General features: G+C 49.6%; 23 protein-coding genes. 15 read left to right on the top strand and 8 right to left on the bottom strand.

What is annotated here, in order from left to right:
- The first annotated feature begins 4 nt into the window (after positions 1 to 4).
- The 5 genes from H141_RS0111200 (at position 5) to H141_RS0111180 (ending at position 7,165) form a co-directional block, all read left to right on the top strand.
- Positions 5 to 631 carry an IMPACT family protein gene (locus H141_RS0111200; RefSeq protein WP_019676360.1) on the top strand — a complete coding sequence of 209 codons (627 nt, stop codon included), beginning with the start codon at positions 5 to 7 and terminating at the stop codon, positions 629 to 631.
- 129 nt (positions 632 to 760) lie between these two features.
- Positions 761 to 4,426, top strand: coding sequence for an ATP-binding protein (locus tag H141_RS0111195; protein WP_019676359.1), 3,666 nt, complete (start codon positions 761 to 763; stop codon positions 4,424 to 4,426).
- Positions 4,426 to 5,046 carry a condensin complex protein MksE gene (locus H141_RS0111190; protein WP_019676358.1) on the top strand — a complete coding sequence of 207 codons (621 nt, stop codon included), beginning with the start codon at positions 4,426 to 4,428 and terminating at the stop codon, positions 5,044 to 5,046. Before H141_RS0111195 ends, H141_RS0111190 begins: the two co-directional genes overlap by 1 nt.
- Complete coding sequence (locus tag H141_RS0111185; protein WP_019676357.1) at positions 5,046 to 6,299, top strand: hypothetical protein; 1,254 nt, start codon at positions 5,046 to 5,048, stop codon at positions 6,297 to 6,299. Before H141_RS0111190 ends, H141_RS0111185 begins: the two co-directional genes overlap by 1 nt.
- Positions 6,299 to 7,165 carry a DUF7281 domain-containing protein gene (locus tag H141_RS0111180; protein WP_019676356.1) on the top strand — a complete coding sequence of 289 codons (867 nt, stop codon included), beginning with the start codon at positions 6,299 to 6,301 and terminating at the stop codon, positions 7,163 to 7,165. Before H141_RS0111185 ends, H141_RS0111180 begins: the two co-directional genes overlap by 1 nt.
- 3 nt (positions 7,166 to 7,168) lie before the next feature.
- On the opposite strand, the gene H141_RS0111175 is transcribed toward H141_RS0111180, so the two are convergent.
- Positions 7,169 to 7,399, bottom strand: coding sequence for a MipA/OmpV family protein (locus H141_RS0111175; protein WP_019676355.1), 231 nt, complete (start codon positions 7,397 to 7,399; stop codon positions 7,169 to 7,171).
- Positions 7,400 to 7,747: 348 nt separating this feature from the next.
- On the opposite strand from H141_RS0111175, the gene H141_RS0111170 reads away from it, so the two are divergent.
- From H141_RS0111170 to H141_RS21765, 3 genes are all read left to right on the top strand, one after another.
- Positions 7,748 to 8,893 (top strand): trypsin-like serine protease, encoded by a 1,146-nt coding sequence (locus tag H141_RS0111170; RefSeq protein WP_083923054.1) that lies wholly within the window; start codon positions 7,748 to 7,750, stop codon positions 8,891 to 8,893.
- 389 nt (positions 8,894 to 9,282) lie between these two features.
- Entirely contained in the window at positions 9,283 to 9,537 is a 255-nt protein-coding gene (locus H141_RS20775) for an SDR family NAD(P)-dependent oxidoreductase (RefSeq protein ID WP_026349397.1), read from the top strand.
- Complete coding sequence (locus H141_RS21765; protein ID WP_205620381.1) at positions 9,530 to 9,667, top strand: hypothetical protein; 138 nt, start codon at positions 9,530 to 9,532, stop codon at positions 9,665 to 9,667. Before H141_RS20775 ends, H141_RS21765 begins: the two co-directional genes overlap by 8 nt.
- Positions 9,668 to 9,684: 17 nt before the next feature.
- On the opposite strand, the gene H141_RS0111155 is transcribed toward H141_RS21765, so the two are convergent.
- The 3 genes from H141_RS0111155 to H141_RS20165 are packed head-to-tail and all read right to left on the bottom strand — an operon-like array spanning position 9,685 to position 11,139.
- A complete protein-coding gene (locus H141_RS0111155; protein WP_019676353.1) occupies positions 9,685 to 10,008 on the bottom strand; it encodes a nucleotidyltransferase family protein in 324 nt (107 codons plus the stop codon).
- Entirely contained in the window at positions 10,001 to 10,411 is a 411-nt protein-coding gene (locus H141_RS0111150; protein WP_019676352.1) for a nucleotidyltransferase substrate binding protein, read from the bottom strand. The genes H141_RS0111155 and H141_RS0111150 overlap by 8 nt, the downstream gene beginning before the upstream one ends.
- 35 nt (positions 10,412 to 10,446) lie before the next feature.
- Positions 10,447 to 11,139, bottom strand: a complete 693-nt coding sequence (locus tag H141_RS20165; protein WP_019676351.1) for a hypothetical protein — start codon at positions 11,137 to 11,139, stop codon at positions 10,447 to 10,449.
- 170 nt (positions 11,140 to 11,309) lie between these two features.
- On the opposite strand from H141_RS20165, the gene H141_RS20930 reads away from it, so the two are divergent.
- Positions 11,310 to 12,476: a helix-turn-helix transcriptional regulator gene (locus H141_RS20930; protein WP_019676350.1), complete on the top strand. Its 1,167-nt coding sequence runs from the start codon at positions 11,310 to 11,312 to the stop codon at positions 12,474 to 12,476.
- A 135-nt stretch (positions 12,477 to 12,611) separates the two neighbouring features.
- Here the strand turns inward: H141_RS20930 and H141_RS21445 are convergent, their stop codons facing one another.
- Both H141_RS21445 and H141_RS0111125 read right to left on the bottom strand, forming a co-directional pair.
- Positions 12,612 to 13,520: a hypothetical protein gene (locus H141_RS21445; RefSeq protein WP_157610863.1), complete on the bottom strand. Its 909-nt coding sequence runs from the start codon at positions 13,518 to 13,520 to the stop codon at positions 12,612 to 12,614.
- A 73-nt stretch (positions 13,521 to 13,593) separates the two neighbouring features.
- Positions 13,594 to 13,920 carry a YceK/YidQ family lipoprotein gene (locus tag H141_RS0111125; protein ID WP_019676347.1) on the bottom strand — a complete coding sequence of 109 codons (327 nt, stop codon included), beginning with the start codon at positions 13,918 to 13,920 and terminating at the stop codon, positions 13,594 to 13,596.
- Positions 13,921 to 14,107: 187 nt separating this feature from the next.
- Here H141_RS0111125 and H141_RS0111120 point away from each other — a divergent pair, with 187 nt between their 5' ends.
- The 5 genes from H141_RS0111120 (at position 14,108) to H141_RS0111100 (ending at position 16,203) form a co-directional block, all read left to right on the top strand.
- The gene (locus H141_RS0111120; RefSeq protein ID WP_019676346.1) at positions 14,108 to 14,620 is read left to right on the top strand and encodes a hypothetical protein; all 513 of its coding nucleotides are present in this window, start codon (positions 14,108 to 14,110) and stop codon (positions 14,618 to 14,620) included.
- A 108-nt stretch (positions 14,621 to 14,728) separates the two neighbouring features.
- The gene (locus H141_RS0111115; protein ID WP_033425497.1) at positions 14,729 to 15,355 is read left to right on the top strand and encodes a DUF2799 domain-containing protein; all 627 of its coding nucleotides are present in this window, start codon (positions 14,729 to 14,731) and stop codon (positions 15,353 to 15,355) included.
- A gap of 18 nt (positions 15,356 to 15,373) precedes the next feature.
- Entirely contained in the window at positions 15,374 to 15,592 is a 219-nt protein-coding gene (locus tag H141_RS0111110; protein WP_019676344.1) for a DUF4177 domain-containing protein, read from the top strand.
- A gap of 1 nt (position 15,593) precedes the next feature.
- Positions 15,594 to 15,854, top strand: coding sequence for a membrane protein insertion efficiency factor YidD (yidD, locus tag H141_RS0111105; RefSeq protein WP_019676343.1), 261 nt, complete (start codon positions 15,594 to 15,596; stop codon positions 15,852 to 15,854).
- On the top strand, positions 15,832 to 16,203 hold the full coding sequence (locus tag H141_RS0111100; RefSeq protein ID WP_019676342.1) for a TM2 domain-containing protein: 372 nt from the start codon (positions 15,832 to 15,834) through the stop codon (positions 16,201 to 16,203). The genes yidD and H141_RS0111100 overlap by 23 nt, the downstream gene beginning before the upstream one ends.
- A gap of 22 nt (positions 16,204 to 16,225) precedes the next feature.
- Here H141_RS0111100 and H141_RS0111095 read toward each other — a convergent pair whose 3' ends face one another.
- Complete coding sequence (locus H141_RS0111095; protein ID WP_019676341.1) at positions 16,226 to 16,891, bottom strand: DUF4097 family beta strand repeat-containing protein; 666 nt, start codon at positions 16,889 to 16,891, stop codon at positions 16,226 to 16,228.
- Between the two features lie 260 nt (positions 16,892 to 17,151).
- Positions 17,152 to 18,006: a PA4780 family RIO1-like protein kinase gene (locus H141_RS0111090; protein ID WP_019676340.1), complete on the bottom strand. Its 855-nt coding sequence runs from the start codon at positions 18,004 to 18,006 to the stop codon at positions 17,152 to 17,154.
- Between the two features lie 237 nt (positions 18,007 to 18,243).
- On the opposite strand from H141_RS0111090, the gene H141_RS20155 reads away from it, so the two are divergent.
- Positions 18,244 to 18,987 (top strand): substrate-binding periplasmic protein, encoded by a 744-nt coding sequence (locus H141_RS20155; RefSeq protein ID WP_169337171.1) that lies wholly within the window; start codon positions 18,244 to 18,246, stop codon positions 18,985 to 18,987.
- Positions 18,988 to 19,004: the final 17 nt, after the last annotated feature.

Genomic DNA, 19,004 nt, shown 5'->3' with positions numbered 1-19,004 from the left:
CTATATGAATCTCTATACCGAACTGGCTGCGCCGGTTGAGCATTGCCTGACTGAGAAAAACAGTGAATTCCTGAGCTTTCTGCTGCCGGTTGCCAGCCGTGAGGAGGCGATGATCGCTGTTAAGCAGTATCGCGAGCAGTACCGCGCTGCCAGCCATGTGTGCTGGGCTTATATTATTGGCAATACCCGCCAGCCGGAAACACAGGCCTTTAGCGATGATGGCGAACCCGCTGGCACCGCAGGCAAACCGATGTTGCATGTGCTGACCGAGCAGGAGCTGGGCAATAGCCTGGCGTTGGTGGTGCGATATTTTGGCGGGGTGAAACTTGGCGCCGGCGGTCTGGTACGGGCTTACTCGGCAGCGGTGTCGCAGGCAGTAGCAAAGGCGGCCCGCCGCCAGGTACGGCCACAGTTGCTACTGACAATCCGGCTCGACTTTGCGCTGGAAGCTAAAGCACGCCAGTTATTAAGCGAGCTCGGAGGCCAGCTGCTGAGCACCGCCTATCAGCAACAAGTTCGGCTAACTATTAGCCTGCCGCTTAGCGCTGCAGCGGATTTTCGCCAGCAGCTGCAGAATATCAGCTCTGGCAACGCGCTAATCAGTGAGCTGCCAGCTGCAACCAAAGCTTAAGCCCCTGCCTGGGTTAATCTTGCGCTCACTGTGTTTTCAAACTGGCATTTGCTGCCATTCCATGGATAATAAGCCGGATTAAAATGACCAGAGCGGTGCCCCTGTATGGCGCCGCCGACAGGATGCGCTATGTCTCGTTTACTTCGTATTGTGCTTATTCACACCCACCTGCCTGGGGTGGTGGAATTGCAGTTGGATCAGCACACCAATATTTGCGGCACCAACGCCTCGGGTAAAACCACCTTACAACGGCTGGTACCGGTGTTCTATGGCGAACAACCAAACCGGGTGGTACCGAAAACGCGCAAAAAATTTGACGAATTTTATCTGCCCTATAGCAACAGCTACCTGATTTATGAATATCAGCGCGAAGGCGGTGCCTTGTGCCAGGTAGTGCTGACCCGTAAAAGTGATGGCGGGGTGGAATACCGCTTTGTCGGGGCGCCCTACCAGAGCGAGTTTTATTTAATAGAAAACGACGATGGCGTAAAAGCCCTCAGTTACAGCGACTGGGCAGCCAGTATGCGCAGCCGGCCTGAGGTGCAGGTATCGGCGAAAATAAGCGCCACCAGCGAATACCGCAGCATTATTCAGAACGATGCCGCTGCGCTTAGGGGCAATAACGCCGATAGCGTGAAACTGCGCCGGCTGGCGGCCAGTTTCAGCCTGGTAAGCAGTGGCCATAAACTGCGCCATATTGAAAAACTGGTCAGTGCCGTGCATGCCAAAGAAGGCAAAATGGATACGCTAAAGGCAATGCTGGCCGCCATTTTTGAAGAAGACGGCGTTACCCTGCCTACTACCAAAGTGAAAAACACCAAGGCGCGCGACTGGATCCAGCAAATGCGCCAGTCGATGCGGCTGGATAAACTACAGCAGGATTTTGAGCGCTTAAAACAGCTGGCCCAGCAACTCGATGGCGCCGAAGCGCAGCTCGCCGGCTTATTACCGCTACTGCTGCAGGATGAGCAAAGCCAGAAACAACGTAAAGCCGATGCCGAGCAACAGGTAAACACCCTGCGTGGTCAGCTGCAAAGCATTAAAGAGCAATTCAACCAGCAGCAGCTGGAGCTAAACGGCCAGCTGGCGAAAACCGATGCCGATTTACATGAAACCAGTGCCCGGCTCGATCAGCTGCAGCAGCGTTATGACGATTTCGACAGCCAGGATATGCCCAAACTGCAACGGGATACCGACGCCCTGCCGCTGTGGCGGGAAAGCCTGCAGGAAGCCGCTGAGCAATATCAACTGATGGTAGAGCAACACGGCGATTTAGAACGCCAGCTGGAGCAGCGAAAGATGAAGCTGGCCGAAGCCTTTAACCGGCTTAGCGAGCAACATCGCGCTAAAGCCCGCCAACTGCAACAGCAAAAAGACAGCACCCGCGAGCAGCAAGACAACAAGCTGGCCGCCCTGGAGCAGGCCTTTAGCCAGCGCTTGCAGCAGGCTCAGCAGCAATTTGCCGGCCAGTTAACTGAACTGAGCAGCAGCATAGCGGTACTGCACAGCCAGCTACAGGCACCGATGCAAACTGAAGCCGAACATGACGAGCTACGCAGCGCCGACCTGCGGTTAGAGCAGGCGCAGCAGCAAGCGCAACAACAAGCCCGCCAGCTGCAGCAGCTGCAACAGCAATATCAAAGTGGCCGTAGCGCCCGCGACCAGGCAGATAGCGAGCTGGAAAACAGCCGTAAAGCGCTGCACCAGAGCGAGCAGCAACTGCAACAGCTACACCGCCAGCTAACGCCCGAACAGGGCAGCCTGCGCCACTTTTTACGGCTGCATTACAGCGGTTGGGAGCAAAAATTAGGCAAGGTGCTGGACGAGCGCTTATTAGAGCGGCAGGATTTACAACCGCATTTAGCCGAGCTTAGCGATAATCTGTATGGCTTACAGCTTGAGTTAACAGCCATTGACACGCCGGATTACGCCCAGGACGAAGCGGCTATTCGCCATCGTATTCACTCTGCAGAGCAACAACTGGAACAGGCGACAGCAACTAAACTACAGGCTGAAAAAAACCTGCAGCAACTGCATCAGCAGGCAGAGCTTAGCCGCAGCCAACTGGAGCAGGCGCAGTGGCAGCTTACCCAGTATGAGCAGAACATTGACTACGCCCGCGATGCCCGCAATCGCTTGCAGGCACAGCAGCGCGAACTGAGCGCCCAGCGCCAGAGTAACGTAAAAGCCGAGCTGACTGCCCAGCAACAACAGCTGGTAAAACTGCAGCAGCAACAGCAGCAAGACATTCAGGCATTGCAGAGCGACCACAACAGCCAGAAAATGGAGTTAAAAGCCGACTGGCAGGCTGAGCTGCAAGTGTTCGATGAGCAAATCGACGAGCTGGAACGGCAGCTGGAACACAAGCGCGATGACAATAAAAACCAGATCAAAGAATTGCAGCAGGCGTTTAGTGAAGAGCTGTCGGCTAAAGGTATTGACCCCCGCCGACTGACCGAACTGAAGCAAAAGCAGGAGCAGCTGAAAACCGCCATTAAAGCGGTAGAAGCCCGCCAGGATCAACTCACCGCCTGGCAGCAGTTTATTAAGCTCGACTGGCAACAACTAAGGCCGCAGCTGCTGGAGCGGGAAACCGGCCTGAAACAACAACAGCGCAGCGTGAAGCAGGCACTGGAACAGCAAAAAGCCGATTACAGTGCCAATGCCAAGAAGTTGGATGAACAAAAACGCAGCCAGCAAGAGCTGATGAGCCAGGCCGAGCAACTGCTTAACCAGATAAAACCAGCGCTGCAAAAGCTGCAGGAATTGCATCTGGCGAGTATTAGCCCGGCCAATGTCAGTGGTTCTGCTGATTTAGTAGAGCGCCTGGCCCGCGCCAACGAAGCGTTAGAGCAGCGCGGCAAAGCCGACAGTGCGTTAAAGCAGGCGGTTGGCCAGTTTGAAAGTGTGCTGAGTAAAGACGCCGGCCCGGAATTTTTAGACCGGCTGGAGCATGAAAAACGCAAACTGGCCGAGTACGCTGGCGAGCGCCAGCAACTGCCTATTTTGCAAAACCTGCTGCAGATTTTAAAAGACGCCCAGCAGCAATTGCTGGAGATGGGTGAGAACATCGGCGGCGATCTGAAGAAATTCTTTACCGTGTTCAGTGACATTAACCGCCGGATTGCCCAGCAAAGCCGCCGCTTAAGTGAAGCGGTGGCCGATGACTTGGTACTGGAAGGTATCAGCCGCTCAGAAGTGCGGATTTTATCCACTATTGATGAGCTGGGTTTCTGGCAGCCGCTGAAACATTTCGCCAAACTGTATGATGACTGGGGCAATTCAGGTAAAGCGCTGCCATCCGAGCAATATCTGAATGCGCTGGCTGACGTGGTGGAATTGCTGCGCGCCGATGAGCAGTACAGCATTGAATCCTTACTCCGCCTCGAGCTGCATTTAAGCGAGGGTGGCTCGGAGCTGGTAATTAAGAATGATCGCCAGTTACTGGAGTCGTCCAGCCATGGTATGGCTTACCTGATTTTATGTAAGTACTTACTGGCCTTTACCCGGCTGCTGCGCGGTGATGCCGAGGTAGCCATTCACTGGCCAATTGACGAAATTGGCACCCTGGCCTATCACAACGTCGAAAAACTGTTTGCCGCCTGCAGCAGCAATAATATTGTGATTGTCGGCGCCTTCCCTAACCCGGAATCTGATGTGTTAATGCTGTTCAGCCATCGCTATTTAATTGAGCCGGATCAGCACGAGCCAAGCAAGCGCCGCTTAAAACGGATTCAACCGAAAGTAAGCCGGCTGGCCGAGCGCCTCGCCAGTAAACAGCAGGAGGCAAGCTGATGTTACAACACGGACCTTTACTCGAGCGCCTGCTGGCCGGTGACTTTATTTGCCAGGTAACTGACGAAGATGCCTTTCGCCATTTAAGCAATGAACAAACGCAGCAGGATATTAACCACTACCTGCGACCGCTGAACCGGCGCCTGGTCAGCAACGACGACAATACCGTATTTTTTCTCGGCTACTTTGAGCTGAATAAAGCTGCGCGCGAGCAGCTGAGCAGCCAGTTCTCACTAACAGTGCAATCCTTGTTGCCATTGCTGGAGTGGTTGCAACTGGTGCAGGAAACCCTGGGCCGTGACAGCGCGCTAACGGCCGGCGATACCATTAAGCTGCAGGAGTTTGTGCTGCGCACCGAAGATAATCAGAGTTTGCGTCATCGGCTGAATCAACTGGCCAGCGACCGCTTTTTTAACAGCCAGAGCGAGCAGCTGGATAACCAGGTAAAACTGATTTTCCGCCGCTTAAAAGAGCATGGCTACCTGCTGCAGCCACACCACGACCGCCAGTATTATGTGGTAACCGGTAAAATTGACTACTTAATTGATGTAATTCGCTTTATCCGCGACGAAGAGCATTTGCCGGTAGACGATACCCCAAGCCAGGAGGCGTTGCTCTGATGGCGCCAACAGATAGCGGTATTGCCTCTAACCTGCTCAATATCGGCGCCGAGCGTTTAGCGCTATTGGGCAAGCACCATAAAGCGCTGATGCAGGGTTATCTGGACGGCTTTATTGATGAAACCGCCTTTAGCGAAGGCGCCTTAAAAAAACTGATTGCCGCCCGTATTTTATGGCGGCCGGACGAGCAACATCCGCTGGCACTAAGACCATTGGTCAGCGAGCTGATTGCCAGTATGGTGGCCGATGAAAACCGGCGCCAGATTAACGCCGACGTGGCCGAAAAGCTGGAGCAAATCCGCAACCGGGTGCAGGCCTACCGAGATGCCCAGTTTAAAGGCGATTACAGCGTGGCTGAGCTGCAACTGCAACGCTTAACCGAGCATGTGCATGATCTCAGCGGCCAGTTTGAAGAAGCTATCGACAGTTTATGGCACCGGCTGAACAGCGACTTTGGTTTTGTCGCCAGCCTGGATGATAAAATCCGTGAAAACGAACGGGCGCAAAAACAACTGCGTCGCTTACTCGATGGCCTGGATTTACTCGACTTTAACGAGTTAATTGAGTTATCGGAAGGTAATAACCACCTGCGTAAGCTGCTGGTTAGTCAGCTGCAGAATCAGCTCAGCTCGCACCATAGCAGCCTGCTGGAGGTACAAAAACGCTTAGTCGAACTGCTGGCTAAATTCCGCCAGCAACAGGCGCGCTCGATGCTGATTGCCAATATGGCAGCGTTTTTACGCCAGCACCCGACATACCAGCCGGCCGATTACCCGAACCGCTCTGAGCTACCGAAGCTGTTTAATCAGGCGGCCAGCATAGTGCCGCAAGCTGCCATTGCGCTGGATAACGCCAGCGATCGGCAAAGTCTGGCCGAACTGGTGCGCGCCCTGCCACGCTATCAGCCGGTAAAACTGCTTGATACCGAAAGTGCCAGCTTTAGCAGTGTAATGGTGGATGACGAAATAGCTGCCCGGCAGCAGGCACTGAAAACCGATGTTGAGAACTTTTATCTCAGGGTGATTGACCAGGGCGGTAAACTCAGTGCCCTTGAATATCTTGAACAGCAGGCACTTGAGTGGGACAGCGAGATCTGGCTGTATCAGATCATCGCCGAATACCAGGCACTGCCGCAGGACGAAAAGCAAATGTTCGCGATAGTGCGCGACGAAGCGCCAGCCAGCAGTATGAACCAGCTGCTGCTTATTCGTGATATCAGCCTGCATTTAAAAGCACAGGGACAGGCGGCGTAGTGCGTTACCCGCCGCTAAGCGCCCAAACACTGCGCTACTTGCAGCAATTGCAACAGCGGCTGAATGCCAGTGGCAGCGAGCGGGTCAAAACCAGTGTTAAAGCAGTGCAGCAGGTACTGGCCTGGTGTATTGAGCATGAATTAGTACCGGGTAACAGCCTGAACCTGCCGTACTTTACGTTTAGCCTGACGCTACTAAAAGACATTGCTGCGGTACAACGCAACTTGCAACAAGCCTGTTTTCTGGATGACTTAAACCAGAACAGCCGCCTGGAGAACGCCGCGTACAGCCGGCAAGAGTTAAAAAGCATTGGCCTGCAACCCCGCCAAAACAGGGTGTTGTTGCGGCTCAATAAAGCGGTAGCTACCAATCTTGGCATAACGGCAGATATTATTGATACCGAATGGGAGCAACTGCCACTGGCGCAGTTTGATGCGCTGCTGGTAGTCGAAAACCTCGATTGTTTTTATCAGCTGACAAGTTTTAACTTTCAGCTGCCGTACCAGCAGCCGCTGATTATTTATCGCGGTGACACTCAGTACAGCAAAGGCTGTAAAGCACTCTCCACCGCCTGGCTGAGCAGCGCCAAACCCAGCATTTACTTTGGTGATGCTGATTTAGCCGGGCTTAGCATCGGGCTAAGCTTGCAGTGCCAAAGCATGCTGCTGCCTGCCATTAACGAGTTTACCCAGCACGCCAACCCTGCCATGTTGGCCGACGAGCAACTTAAGTATCAACAACGGCTACAGCAGATGCCAGCCAGCCCGGCATTTTTGCCCTATCAGCAGCTTATCTGCCAGCAACTTAAAGGACTGCGCCAGCAGAATATGCAGCGGATGTTGCTAATGCCGATAGCAATGCTTTAAACCCTAGAATACGTAAATAACTCCGACGCCTATCTCTGCTTCATAGTTGTTGCGTGCTATTGGGCTGTCTGCAATGTCGCTAAGGTATCGCTCGTAGAGTGCCTCGCCGAAAATCCGCCAAGTGTCGTTAATATAATGGCGATAATTGTAGTGAACCCCAATTGAGCGGAAACCGCCGCTCAGCTTGGTTTGGTCCAGTCCTGAGGCAGCAGCCTGCAGTTGCAGCAGGCACAAAGCCGGTTGCGAGGTCTTTGCTATATCTATAAAGCAAGAGTGCCTCAGAGACAGCGCGTTATGACATGGGTGCCAGTATTCGTAAGGTAAGCAAAAGCCCGGATGGTGCTGTCCTTAGCCTCATTACATTAGCATGCGCTACTAAACCTCTAAAGATGTCAGTTTTTTTTACACAAAATTAGAAGTTACTCAATGAAAATCACCAAGCCTATGATTCTAATTTACTTTATATTTTGGCATGAGGCTTGCTGATTGCTTTTAAATTCATTTCGACTATCTACTAAGACCTGGTTCACTAAATAGCAAAAGTTAAACAATCCATAAAATGTATTAGAAGGGATAATAATAATGACTTTAAGAAACATGTTTTCTGCAGCAACAGTAACACTAGCGCTTAGTATGAGTGCGGTTTTTAATTCACATGCCGGCCTGATTACCAGCGGCGGTAACGAAACTTTAAGCTGGACAGCGCGCAGTTTGTTAACTGGTGCAGCACCCGGCGGCACTGCCTCTCCGGAAGCAGGTCTGGCAGGTAACGCTATTTATCACCCTACTTATCCTGCTTACAGCGGCGTGGTAGGCATGTTAATGGATTATGGAAATGGTAACCGTTTCGTCTGTTCAGGCACATTACTAAACGATCGCCGGTCAATTCTAACTGCAGCGCATTGTGTTTCTGATGGCGCAGGCACAGCTAACCCTTTATCGACTACTATCTTTTTCCAGCCCGATGGTGGCCTGGCTCCTGATGCACGGATATATGGTGTACAGCCAGATGTAGTAAGTATTGCGGTTACTGATTATTTCGTTAATGAAAACTACACCGGTGAAGTCATTGATCAAAACGACGTTGCCGTATTGCGCTTAGCTGAGAAAGCACCGGTGTGGGCCATTTCCCATGACATTTATACTGGTAATGACCTTACAGGGCAAAACTTTAACGTAGCGGGCTATGGTTTAATGGGCACTGGTAACGGTGCATTTAGTGGAACTACGGGTTACTTGCGCGAAGGTGACAACAAGTATGACTACGCATGGGGCAATGACCTTTTTGGCGGATTCTTTACAGACAGCTTCTTTGGTTCTGCTGATGTTACATACTCATACGTTTCTGATTTCGACAATAGTTTACTGATCAATGATGCAGCAGGCAGAATCGCCGCAGCGCTTGGCCTGGGTAGCACTTTTGACGATATAGGCCTGGGTGATCGTGAAGTTGGCGTAGCGGGAGGAGACTCCGGTGGTCCTAATTTTATAAATGGTTTAATCTCCGGCATTAACAGTTACGGCTTAAGTTTTGGTACTGGCTTTGGAGATATCGGTGGTGGCTTAAATTCTAGTTTTGGAGAGTTCAGTGGTTTTGTCCCTACTTACATTCATGCTAATTTTATTGGTAGTGCGATGGTTCGGGTGTCAGAACCTGGCATACTTCTCTTGATGAGCTTAGGCTTGTTTTCGATTGGCGCCTCTGCACGTCGTCGCAAAGCTCACTAATCGACACATAGGTCTTTAAAAAGGAGCAAGGGCTAAACCGCTGCAGCGGTAGAATACTTGCTCCTTTTTCTTAGCACTCAGAACGCTAAGGGTCAGATCCAATTGTTAGAACGCTAAGGGTCAGATCCAATTGTTACAACTTTTACCCTGCATTTTCCCCTGTAAATCTTACCTGGGGCGATAACTTGTTACAAAACCATCCTATTTATTTTATGTTCTTGGGCAGGTTTTAAACCTACCTCTCGCCATTTTAGTGGCCTGCGCCGCTTTTCTTTAAACTGGTATCAGTATTGCTTTGTTATCTGCACGCTTTGTTATCTGCACGCTTTGTTATCTGCACGCTTAGTTGCGCAGCAAACAATCAAATTGTCTGAATTAAGGAGATACGCATGAGCAATGAAAAAATAGTACTGATTACCGGCGCATCCAGTGGTATCGGTGCTGCTACTGTTGATAAGGTAGTTGCAGCCGGTCATAAAGCGGTTATCACCGCCAGAAGCGCCGATAAACTAAATAAAATAGCAGATCGTTGGGGCAGCGATAAGGTGTTGGCGGTAACCGCAGACGTATCAAAGCTAAACCAAATTAAAAATGTGGTTGAGATTGCCAGCAAGATAACCTTAAAAGGCTCGGTGTATGGTTAATACGCTGTTTTTTGATGAAGCCAAACCGGACAAACTAGACCCAGGCGACATTGCCGATGCCGTGCTGTTTGCGATATCTGCCAACCCAAGATGCGATGTACGGGAAATTACCCTGATGCCAACCAAATAGCCGGGCTAAACTTACCTTTATGGTTTCAGACCATCGGAAATGACCAGCTTCTGCTGCTCAATCACCTGCCGAAACCGCTCTGAAGTTGTGGCCCAATCGACTAAATCTACTTTCCAGGGTAAATCCGACTCGCTAAAGGCTTCCGCTACTTCGGCCAGCAGAGACAGTGGTAACGGTTGCTCACTGATAATGGCAAGATCCAAATCGGAGTATGGCTTTGGCGTGCCGTTAACCCGTGAGCCAAAGGCCCAGACCGGGTATTTCGCCAGATGGCGCTGCAAAATAGCAACTAGCTGTTGCCATTGCTGCTCAGTAATTTGCAGGGCGTTAGGTTTAACCATTGGCCAGTCGCTGTTGTAACTGGCTGGCCAGAAATTCTGCCTCGCTGATAAAAGCCGGTATACCAGCGACAACCTGCAGGGCGATATCTTCATCATAGGTATGGCTGGTTTTGCTGCGCATATCACGATAGCCGCGCCAGGCCGGCCAGTCACTTTTTAATAAACCTTGCTCATTGGCACTGCGTATTAGATCAGCGAACGGCATCACGTCGAATTGCTCAGGTGACGCAGAACTGTGCTCAAGATAGCGTTTCAGCATTTTATGACTGATTTCATAGGTAAATTCAAAACGCTGCACCAGGCCATCCCGGATTTGAATATCGCTGATATCCAGCTGATAACGCTGCCAACCTTCCTGCAGGCGGGCAATGGCGTTAAGTAACGGGCTGATATCGAATGACATAGGCTAATCCTTTACAGGGCGAAGCGGTTTGCTGCTTAGCTTAACGCAGAGCTGTTGTGCTTGCCAGTGCCGCTACTTAACAACAGCACGCCCAGCCAGATAAACCACATTAATTGTGACAAGCCAAAGGCTTCTTTCAGGTAAGGCGCGGTATGTAACACGGTTAGAATGCCTAAGCTACCCACCAGCAAACCTAACAGATGCACAGCCCTGGGTAACCACTGCTGTTGTAACCCGGCAATGCTAAGCAACAATACCCACAGGCCGCCAACCAGCTCAATGCCACCGCCAAGTGCGTCGGTAAGCAGGCCGCTGCTATGGTAAAGCGCTACTGCCTGCACCACATCGCTACCGGCTAAGCGGAATATTTTATCCAGCCCAATTAATACGACCATGCCAGATGCCATCATCAGCACGACCCAGACATTACCAAAGCGGTCTGCTAAAGCAGCCGTAGCAGCGTGTTTGTTTGGCACTGCCTGCTGTAGCGTTTGCAGCAATATGGCCAGCAGCACACCGAACAGCAGGTAGCCAATACCATAGCCCGTAGCGACCAGCGTATATTCTTGCTGCAAATACTGGATCCGGCCAAGGGTATCAGCCCCCTGTGGCACGGCTAACAGGCCAAAGAAAATCACTGCCACGCTGATATAACAAAGCGCCATGCCGATGGCGGCCCAGCCGCCTGTTTTTAGCAGAGCGACGCCTGATGTTGTACTGTTGTCCATAATATTATCCTTTTTAGAAAAAGTGTCCTGACGATAAATGTCGGCAATAACCTTATGTAATTAATAGCGTTATGTCGTCCGCGACGATAAGCGCGGACAGGCTTTTGCTATTGCAGACCAAGAAAACGTCGTACACTGAGCGCAGCTAATGCAACAGGTTAACCAGATAAATGATTCAAGTGATTGTTAGCGCTACGGCGCTGGGTATTATCGGCCTTACGATACAGCAGCTGATGCCGCAACTGCCGCAGCGCCGCTTTTTGCTACCGCTATTATTCGTATTATGGGCAATGGCGCTGATTATTATTGGCCCGATAATTTTTAACACTTTGCCGGAGCTAACCTTTGTTTATATCGCCAGCTTACCAATTACCTTTCTGGCGCTGCCTGCCAGTTTATATTTATACTGCCGGGCGCTGACTGCCAGCACACCGTGGCACTGGCAGTGGAGCTACCTTGGCCTGTACTGGCCACAATTACTGGCGATACCGCTGGCGCTGCTGATTTATACCCTGCCCACGGCGGAGCAACAGGCGCTGTTTTTTGCAGATGACACTGAGTTGCAAGGCCAGCTGTTGCTCACCGCTGCGCTGTTTTTCATCGCCACCATGTTATGGCTGGTGTTGAGCCTGATGAGCTTGCTGCGTATCACACTGCTAATTAAGCATTACCGGCAGCGACTAAAACAGGTGTTTGCTGCAGACGACGGCAAAAAGCTAGGTTGGCTTGGCGCTTTAATGGTGATATTGCTACTGAGCTGGGGTTATGCCGTTTTGGTTTTTTTGGTTGGTGAGCCGTCGCCCTGGCTAAATGAAACCGGCGTGCTGTTATTGGCATTGCTGTTGGTGTGGTTACTTTGTTCATGCGGCCTGAATCAGCAGCCGGGTTTTGCCGGGCTTGCCGCAACAACCCTGACAGAAGCAGTAGCAGCTGAACCAGACGAGCCAATGACAAAAACCGATAATACAAAGTATCAGCGCTCTGCCTTAGCTGAGGTCCAGGCTCAGCGTATTGCTGCTAAGCTGCAACAGGCAGTGTATAGCGAACAACTTTATTTAGACCCGGCGCTAACCCTATATAAGTTGGCAGAGCATATTGGCGTATCGGCGCAATATTTATCGCAAACGCTGAATCAGACATTACAGCAATCATTCTACGACTACATTAACGAAGCCCGAATTACCGCGGCGAAGCAGCAGTTACAGCACACCAATGCCAGTATATTGACCATTGCCATGGCCGTTGGTTTTAATGCGCGCTCGTCATTTTACAAGGCGTTTAAAACCAGTACTGGCCTGACACCGGCGCAATACCGGGCACAGTACTCAGGGCAATGAGGTACTGACTTAAATGCAGGTTGAGCAACCATTCTGGCTTTTCGCTTCTTACCACAACACCAGCCGTAGCAAGCTGCCAAAGGCAACAACAAACATCATTATATACATTATGGTGTAGGCAGCACGATGGCGGCCCTAGCTTGAAATAAACATGTAAAAAATTAAAATATTAGCAGCGACCATTCCCTGGCCTATACGCACCATCGTTAAACAATTTGATTGTCTGGCATCTGCAGTGTACTTACCACGTATTACTCGCCACTGCATACCAATAATTAACAGCGGCAAGGTGCCCCCTTTCCGGTCATGTTTTATAAACCCCTCCAGAGTTGGAGATTGAGTATTTAAGTCATTGTATATTGCAGGCATCAGCATAAAAAACATATAGAGCGTCAGAACTGGCCAGTTAAATAGCACCAGGACAATGGCCCAGGCTATTTTCTGTTTTGGCCATGCCGATTCACTGGTTGGATAGCTAATAAAGTCTTCTTTCTTACTTTTACTATCTTGCCAAAGTGGCGTGTTTTGTTTAACCAGAAAAATTTGCCAGTAAGCACAGTTGTCAAAACAAACTATTCCCCTGTCAGGCATCAGATATAACGTGAATACTATTCCTTCCGTGGTAGTAGCGCTAAATTCAGTGATCAACGACGGTAGCGAATAATTATGAAAGATTTTCTTTAAAAAATTACGATGCAATATTCTTCGATACTTGTTGCTAAGCTGTTTTGCGGAAACCGTCAAAAAATACACTGAGCTTTCAGCTTTATTGCTCATTTTTAGTGGTTGTCGGGCATAAACATCGAAGGGCTCGTTCAACAAACTTAGCCATGTGACGTCGGTATTTGGTTCAAGCCGGTGACCAAATTTGTCACATGCTAATCGAAGGTGTCGGAATTCAAAAATAAGCGGTAGCGCTGCAATAGCGCCTGCAGGCAAATCAGCGCAATTTGCTGATATGTCGTCAGAAAAGACAGGTAACGATAAGCAGCTGAAAACCATGGCCAGGCAATACGTAACAATGTTTTTTATGACAAAATTCATCTGCTTTCTAAGAGTCCATTCCAGCTAGCGACAATGTGACTTGCTCTATCGGTTAACAATACTTTGTGGTGAGCTAATTAACATCAATACTGCCGTGCTTGCTCTGGGTATACAGGGTGTAAGGCAAAGCAGCGGTATCTGCGACGAAGGAAAAGGTGCCATCGATAATAAAAAACGGCACATTGTTAAAGCTGCTTCCCAGGTTTACCTGACGGCTTGGTTCACCATTAAGCTTACATAAGTTGTAGGAAAAACCGCTGTATATACGGGGTATGCTCTGACAATAGCTTTTCTTGCCCTCGTGCTCAATGCTGACATGGGTAGTGGTGGCGGGCAGTGTCTTTACCGTAGCGCAGCTTGTCAGACTAAGTATTACCATTACAAGTATTAGTGTTTTCATTTCATCATCCCTGCATTAAATCTGGCGCCGAGTTTAGAGTTAAGTAAACTTAAAGTAAATGGAAATCAGGTACAGATTGTTTTTCAGAATCGTCGCTCTACAAGTTATCCGTGGTTATCATTTATCCGAATAAAGTTGTACTACTATCTTAGGTGGTGAATTTAACAAAGCAGAAAAGGAGCGGGAAATGGCTGATTTTTTACCAATTGCCAATTTTCTTGCAGTAATTGCAGCTATCGGCACAGCGTTGCTGGGTATTTTTACTTACCGCCAGCAAAAAGAAATTGATCTTGAATATCACAAGGAACAGCTGGAGCGGGAAGCCGCTACTGAGTATTTGGCCTCGCTGGATACATTGATAAATCATGCCGCTTACTGCGAGGAACATGGCGCTCATGATCAAGCCGATAAGATACTGGCGTGCAAAAAGAATATTAATAAAATATATATCTATGCCCCGGCAGAAGTCGTTGAGGCTATGGATGCATTACTGACAACTGCGATAGAACTGGCCAGTGTTATTTCCAAGATCCCAAATGCTGAGATGTTTGATGAGGATCAAGTGGCACTGTACGCTAACGAACGGGCTAAAACCCAGGATGCCTATTTAGAGGCCGTTAACGTTGCAAGACAACATATAGGCTTGCATAAACAACCCGTTGGCGCTGTCCAGCTACTGTTGCTGGGTAAGAAACGATAAACGCTGTTCTACTTGCCAATAGACAAATATACCGTGTACCTTAGCTTGCAGCTGACCTTGGCATTGAGGTGTAGTGGCTCAACAACAATTAATAATAACGAGATGGCTATGACAAAAAAACTTTGGCTGTTACTGCCGGCACTGGCAGCATTGCATGGCTGCGCCACTATGGATAAATCGCAGTGTCTGACTGCCGACTGGCGGACCATTGGCTTTGAAGACGGCTCCAAAGGCAAACCTGAAACTGAAATCAGCACCTACCGGCAGGATTGTGCAGACCATGGCGTAACACCTGATCTGAATGCCTATCGTCTGGGGCATCGCCAGGGCTCTGAGAATTATTGCACCCAACGTAATGGCTTTGAGGTTGGTATGAGGGGCGGCAGCTACCAGGGTAGTTGTGCAGCTGACCTGGCCGAACCCTTTCTTAGCGGATATCGTGACGGCCAGGAACTTTACGGCTTACAGCAAGCGGTTGCCAGTGCTCGCACCAGTATCGACCGTCTGCAACAGCAAATCAGAACAACAGAAAAGACCATCATCAGCAAAACTGACTTATTAGTCGAAGATGGTCTGGTAAAAGATGAACGTATTCAACTATTAGCTGAAATTGAACTGCTGAAAACCGAGCTGATGGACATACATGACCAGCTACCCCTGTTGCAACAAAACTTACGGCAGGCACAGCGAGCATATCAACAGGCAGAGCAGCGTTTTCTGCCATACCGAAAATAACGAGTAAGGAACAGCGATATGGCCACTGCGTTTAAAGAATACAAAATGATTTATATAGCCGAAGGCGGTTGTGGCACTATTTTTCTTGGTGCATCGGGCTTGCCACTTAAAAAGGTAGAAGCTGAGCTGAATGCCCAAGCAGCACAGGGCTGGCAGGTGGTGTTTCAGTTAATTGAGCAAAAGCGCTTTTGGTTGTTCTGGACCCGCGAGGCCATGGTTGTGACACTGGGCCGCTAAGATGCAACGCCTGTTATTGCGGCTTATTCGTTTCTATCGTAAAACGGGGGGTGGCATACGCTGGTTCGGTATTGACTGCAACTTCGAGCCAAGTTGTTCGGCTTATACTTATACCGCCATTAAACGCTTTGGTGCGCGCAAAGGGGTTGGTATGGGCTGGCAGCGGATTAAGCGTTGCAACCGGCATGACAGTTTTTGTAAATGCATAGAGCCGGTGCCATTTGTGGGAGCACGTAACGATGCTGAATCAGCAACAGGTTGATGCCGAAGAAGAGCAAATTCGTGAGTGGGTTGCAGCCCTGCCGGATGAGCAACGCAAAGAGTTTTATCAGCAACTTAAGCCGTTGCTGCGTGACCCTGATACCTACGCCACGTTAAACTGGTGTTTTTTAGCCGGTTTGCACCATTTTTATCTGGGCCAGTGGGGCCGCGGCCTGGTTAATTTGCTGATATTTGTGGTTGGCGCGGCACTATTGTTTACGCCCTTGGTGTTGGTCGGTATTGCCATGTTGCTGCTTATAACAGGAATAGAGCTCTGGGCACTGTTTCGTGCCCAGATTATTATTCAACACTGGAATAACCAACTAATGCGCCGCCTGTTGCAGCGCTAGCAAACGCTGTTAACAGCAAGGCTTAAAAACGTTCAACCACTTTGGCCTGCATTTCCGGGTTAGCGAAATCCAGCTCTACCGGCTGCTCCAGAATAATCTGGCCTTCAACTACTGCATCGGCTGCAATATGCAGGCTGGGCTTGTTATTGTTACCCCAGCCAAAAAACGACTTTTTCTTACCGGGCTTTTTAAATACCACATTGCCTTTAATCACAGTATTACCAGCAAGTTTAATATCACCGTTAACGGTGCTGATATCCTGCGCTATCTGCGCGCTGTTGAGGGTAATATCGCCGTTTACCGAACTGACATCGCCAGCAACCCGGGCATTATCGTCTGCGATAATTTTGCCATTTACCGTGCTAAGGTTACCCGTTACCTGTAAATTGCGGCCCGCTTCAATGGTGCCGTTAACGGTTTCGGCGCTGTCCAGCTGCACATTGTCCCTAATATCAACACCACCATTGACGACCGATACCGTTTTAGCCCGGCTGTTACTTGCCATCTGCACACTACCATTCACCAGTGAGATATCGCCATACTGCTCGCCACTACCCACCACGGCACTACCCATTACTTTATCGATATTGCCGTACGGGCTATTGGCCTTTGCGCTAATAAAAACACCGCTGAATAATACGGCAGCAGCAACTAACGTAGTCACACCAGCAAATTGAAAGAATTTCATTTTTATATCCTTATTTATTATTAAGCTTGCCACTCAGTTTGCAATTGTTTTGCCAAAAATAAGTTTATGATATATATAAATTTAATGGGAAAGGTGATTAACAGAAGAAAGCAATATCACCAAAATTTAGCGATATTAACTAATTTATTGACCCGCAAGTTACCAGTGCCAGCAAGATGTTTAGGGTTCTATTCTGGCCAGCGCGGTAGCAAGAACGGTCAGTGGCAAAGGAGAATAGCGGCTTTGCCCGAGGCGGAGCTTTAGTCATCCTGGTCCGCGGCGGCGCGGGCCCGGCGCTCTTCCACTTCGGCAAAGGCGGCTTTAATTTGATCCAGCACTGAGTCGACATCAGCGGCGCTTTCGTCGGCCACAAACTCGCCGGTTAGTGTCACATCCGGGTGTAATTCGCCGGCTTCATATAATGCCCAGATTTCGCCGGCATAATTCGTTTGCAGTAGTTGTGGGGCGTACTGGCCGTAATAATCACGCATATTGTTAATATCGCGCTCCAGCATCCATTTAGCGTTGTTATTGGCAGCAGCATCTACTACCTGTGGTAAATCGATAATTACCGGGCCGTAATCATCTACCAGCACGTTAAATTCTGATAAGTCACCGTGAATAAGGCCCTCGCACAACATCATTACCACGTATTGCATCATGGTGGCGTGATCAGCCAGGGCAATATCTTCAGCCATCGCCACATCGCCTAAACGCGGTGCCACCATGCCTTCATCATCGCAAACCAGTTCCATTAGTAGTACGCCATCGTAGCAACCAAAAGGCTGCGGCACCCGCACGCCGGCTTTAGCCAGCTTAAACAGGGCGTCTACTTCGGCGTTTTGCCAGCTTTGTTCCTGCTGGGCGCGGCCAAACTTTGAGCCTTTTTCCATAGCGCGGGTGCGCCGGCTGTTCCGGCCTTTACGGCCTTCCTGATATAACACGGCTTGTTTAAAACTTCGTTTGTCTGCTTCTTTATACACTTTGGCGCAGCGGATGTCCTCGCCACAGCGGACGATATATACTGCGGCTTCTTTGCCACTCATCAATGGCCGGATAACTTCATCCACCAGACCTTCGTCGACCAGTGGCTGAATACGTTTCGGTATTTTCATAGCGCCCTTATACCCTAGTTAACAACGCCAGGGAATATCACGACAGCGCAAATTAAATAAAAAATATTTTACCTCACTTTTATAGCAACCAACCTGCTCTCAGTGCATACAATACTGGATAAACGCTGTTTAAACGAATGTGCAGTATGTTACCAACGGGCGGCACTATGCAGCCAGACTTGCTGTCAAAGCAATTAAAGCCTAGGCTAAATCATCATGTATTTAGCGGATAACCTCATGCGTGTTGTACTTTTTTGCTGGTTGTTACTAATAAAATCGGTGTACGCCAGCGAAGAGCCGATCAGTATTACCTTGTACACAGAACATATGCCACCATACAGCTACCTGGAGGATGGCCAGGTAAGCGGCATCAATGTCGAATTAATGCAGCAACTATGTCAGCGACAAAAGCTAGACTGCCAGATTACGCTACTGCCGTGGCCCAGAGCTTATGAGAATGCTCAGCGACATCAGATGAGCGGTGTGTTCTCTACATCCCGCAGCGCAGCGCGCGAGTCGATGTTTCAGTGGGTTGGTCCGATAGCATCAGACTGGGGTTATTTGTTTCGCTTAAAAGGGCGTCACGACGTAAACCCCGGCAACCTTGAAGAAGCAAAAAATTATAAACTGGCGATAGCGCGCGGCGATGTATATGAAAACTACTTTCTTAACCTTGGTTTTGAATATGGTTTGAATATGCTCGATTTTGCGACTAAATCTGAACCACTACGCCTGCTTATGGCACATCGTATCGATTTAGTAGTGGGTTCAAAGCGTTCGCTGCGTAGCTGGCTGCGTGAACAGCAGCTGCCAGAAGATAGCGCAGAGCCAATAATCATATTGCAGGATGTCGGTGATAATTATCTGGCACTTAATCGTGCCTTTCCGCCAGAGCTAGCGGAACGAATGCAGCAAGAGTTAGAGCTGATGCAGCAACAAGGCGTAATTGATCTGCTGATAGCACAATATGCCGGCCAATAATCTGGTAACCTACTAAA

The organism is Arsukibacterium perlucidum DSM 18276, assembly GCF_000382165.1.
In the GTDB taxonomy this organism is placed as follows: domain Bacteria; phylum Pseudomonadota; class Gammaproteobacteria; order Enterobacterales; family Alteromonadaceae; genus Alishewanella; species Alishewanella perlucidum.
Note: the sequence above shows the minus strand (reverse complement) of the source record. Positions and strands in the feature narration are given on the sequence as shown.

Bases quoted from the DNA above. Each gene is read 5' to 3' on its own strand.
- H141_RS0111170 (WP_083923054.1), top strand. From the start codon at position 7,748: ATGACTTTAAGAAACATGTTTTCTGCAGCAACAGTAACACTAGCGCTT.
- H141_RS0111100 (WP_019676342.1), top strand. From the start codon at position 15,832: ATGCTGAATCAGCAACAGGTTGATGCCGAAGAAGAGCAAATTCGTGAG.
- H141_RS0111200 (WP_019676360.1), top strand. From the start codon at position 5: ATGAATCTCTATACCGAACTGGCTGCGCCGGTTGAGCATTGCCTGACT.
- H141_RS0111110 (WP_019676344.1), top strand. From the start codon at position 15,374: ATGGCCACTGCGTTTAAAGAATACAAAATGATTTATATAGCCGAAGGC.
- H141_RS0111185 (WP_019676357.1), top strand. From the start codon at position 5,046: ATGGCGCCAACAGATAGCGGTATTGCCTCTAACCTGCTCAATATCGGC.
- H141_RS0111150 (WP_019676352.1), bottom strand. From the start codon at position 10,411: ATGTCATTCGATATCAGCCCGTTACTTAACGCCATTGCCCGCCTGCAG.
- H141_RS20155 (WP_169337171.1), top strand. From the start codon at position 18,244: ATGCGTGTTGTACTTTTTTGCTGGTTGTTACTAATAAAATCGGTGTAC.
- H141_RS20775 (WP_026349397.1), top strand. From the start codon at position 9,283: ATGAGCAATGAAAAAATAGTACTGATTACCGGCGCATCCAGTGGTATC.
- H141_RS0111195 (WP_019676359.1), top strand. From the start codon at position 761: ATGTCTCGTTTACTTCGTATTGTGCTTATTCACACCCACCTGCCTGGG.
- H141_RS21445 (WP_157610863.1), bottom strand. From the start codon at position 13,520: ATGAATTTTGTCATAAAAAACATTGTTACGTATTGCCTGGCCATGGTT.
- H141_RS0111115 (WP_033425497.1), top strand. From the start codon at position 14,729: ATGACAAAAAAACTTTGGCTGTTACTGCCGGCACTGGCAGCATTGCAT.
- H141_RS20930 (WP_019676350.1), top strand. From the start codon at position 11,310: ATGATTCAAGTGATTGTTAGCGCTACGGCGCTGGGTATTATCGGCCTT.
- H141_RS0111125 (WP_019676347.1), bottom strand. From the start codon at position 13,920: ATGAAAACACTAATACTTGTAATGGTAATACTTAGTCTGACAAGCTGC.
- H141_RS0111190 (WP_019676358.1), top strand. From the start codon at position 4,426: ATGTTACAACACGGACCTTTACTCGAGCGCCTGCTGGCCGGTGACTTT.
- yidD (WP_019676343.1), top strand. From the start codon at position 15,594: ATGCAACGCCTGTTATTGCGGCTTATTCGTTTCTATCGTAAAACGGGG.
- H141_RS0111120 (WP_019676346.1), top strand. From the start codon at position 14,108: ATGGCTGATTTTTTACCAATTGCCAATTTTCTTGCAGTAATTGCAGCT.
- H141_RS0111095 (WP_019676341.1), bottom strand. From the start codon at position 16,891: ATGAAATTCTTTCAATTTGCTGGTGTGACTACGTTAGTTGCTGCTGCC.
- H141_RS0111155 (WP_019676353.1), bottom strand. From the start codon at position 10,008: ATGGTTAAACCTAACGCCCTGCAAATTACTGAGCAGCAATGGCAACAG.
- H141_RS20165 (WP_019676351.1), bottom strand. From the start codon at position 11,139: ATGGACAACAGTACAACATCAGGCGTCGCTCTGCTAAAAACAGGCGGC.
- H141_RS0111090 (WP_019676340.1), bottom strand. From the start codon at position 18,006: ATGAAAATACCGAAACGTATTCAGCCACTGGTCGACGAAGGTCTGGTG.
- H141_RS21765 (WP_205620381.1), top strand. From the start codon at position 9,530: ATGGTTAATACGCTGTTTTTTGATGAAGCCAAACCGGACAAACTAGAC.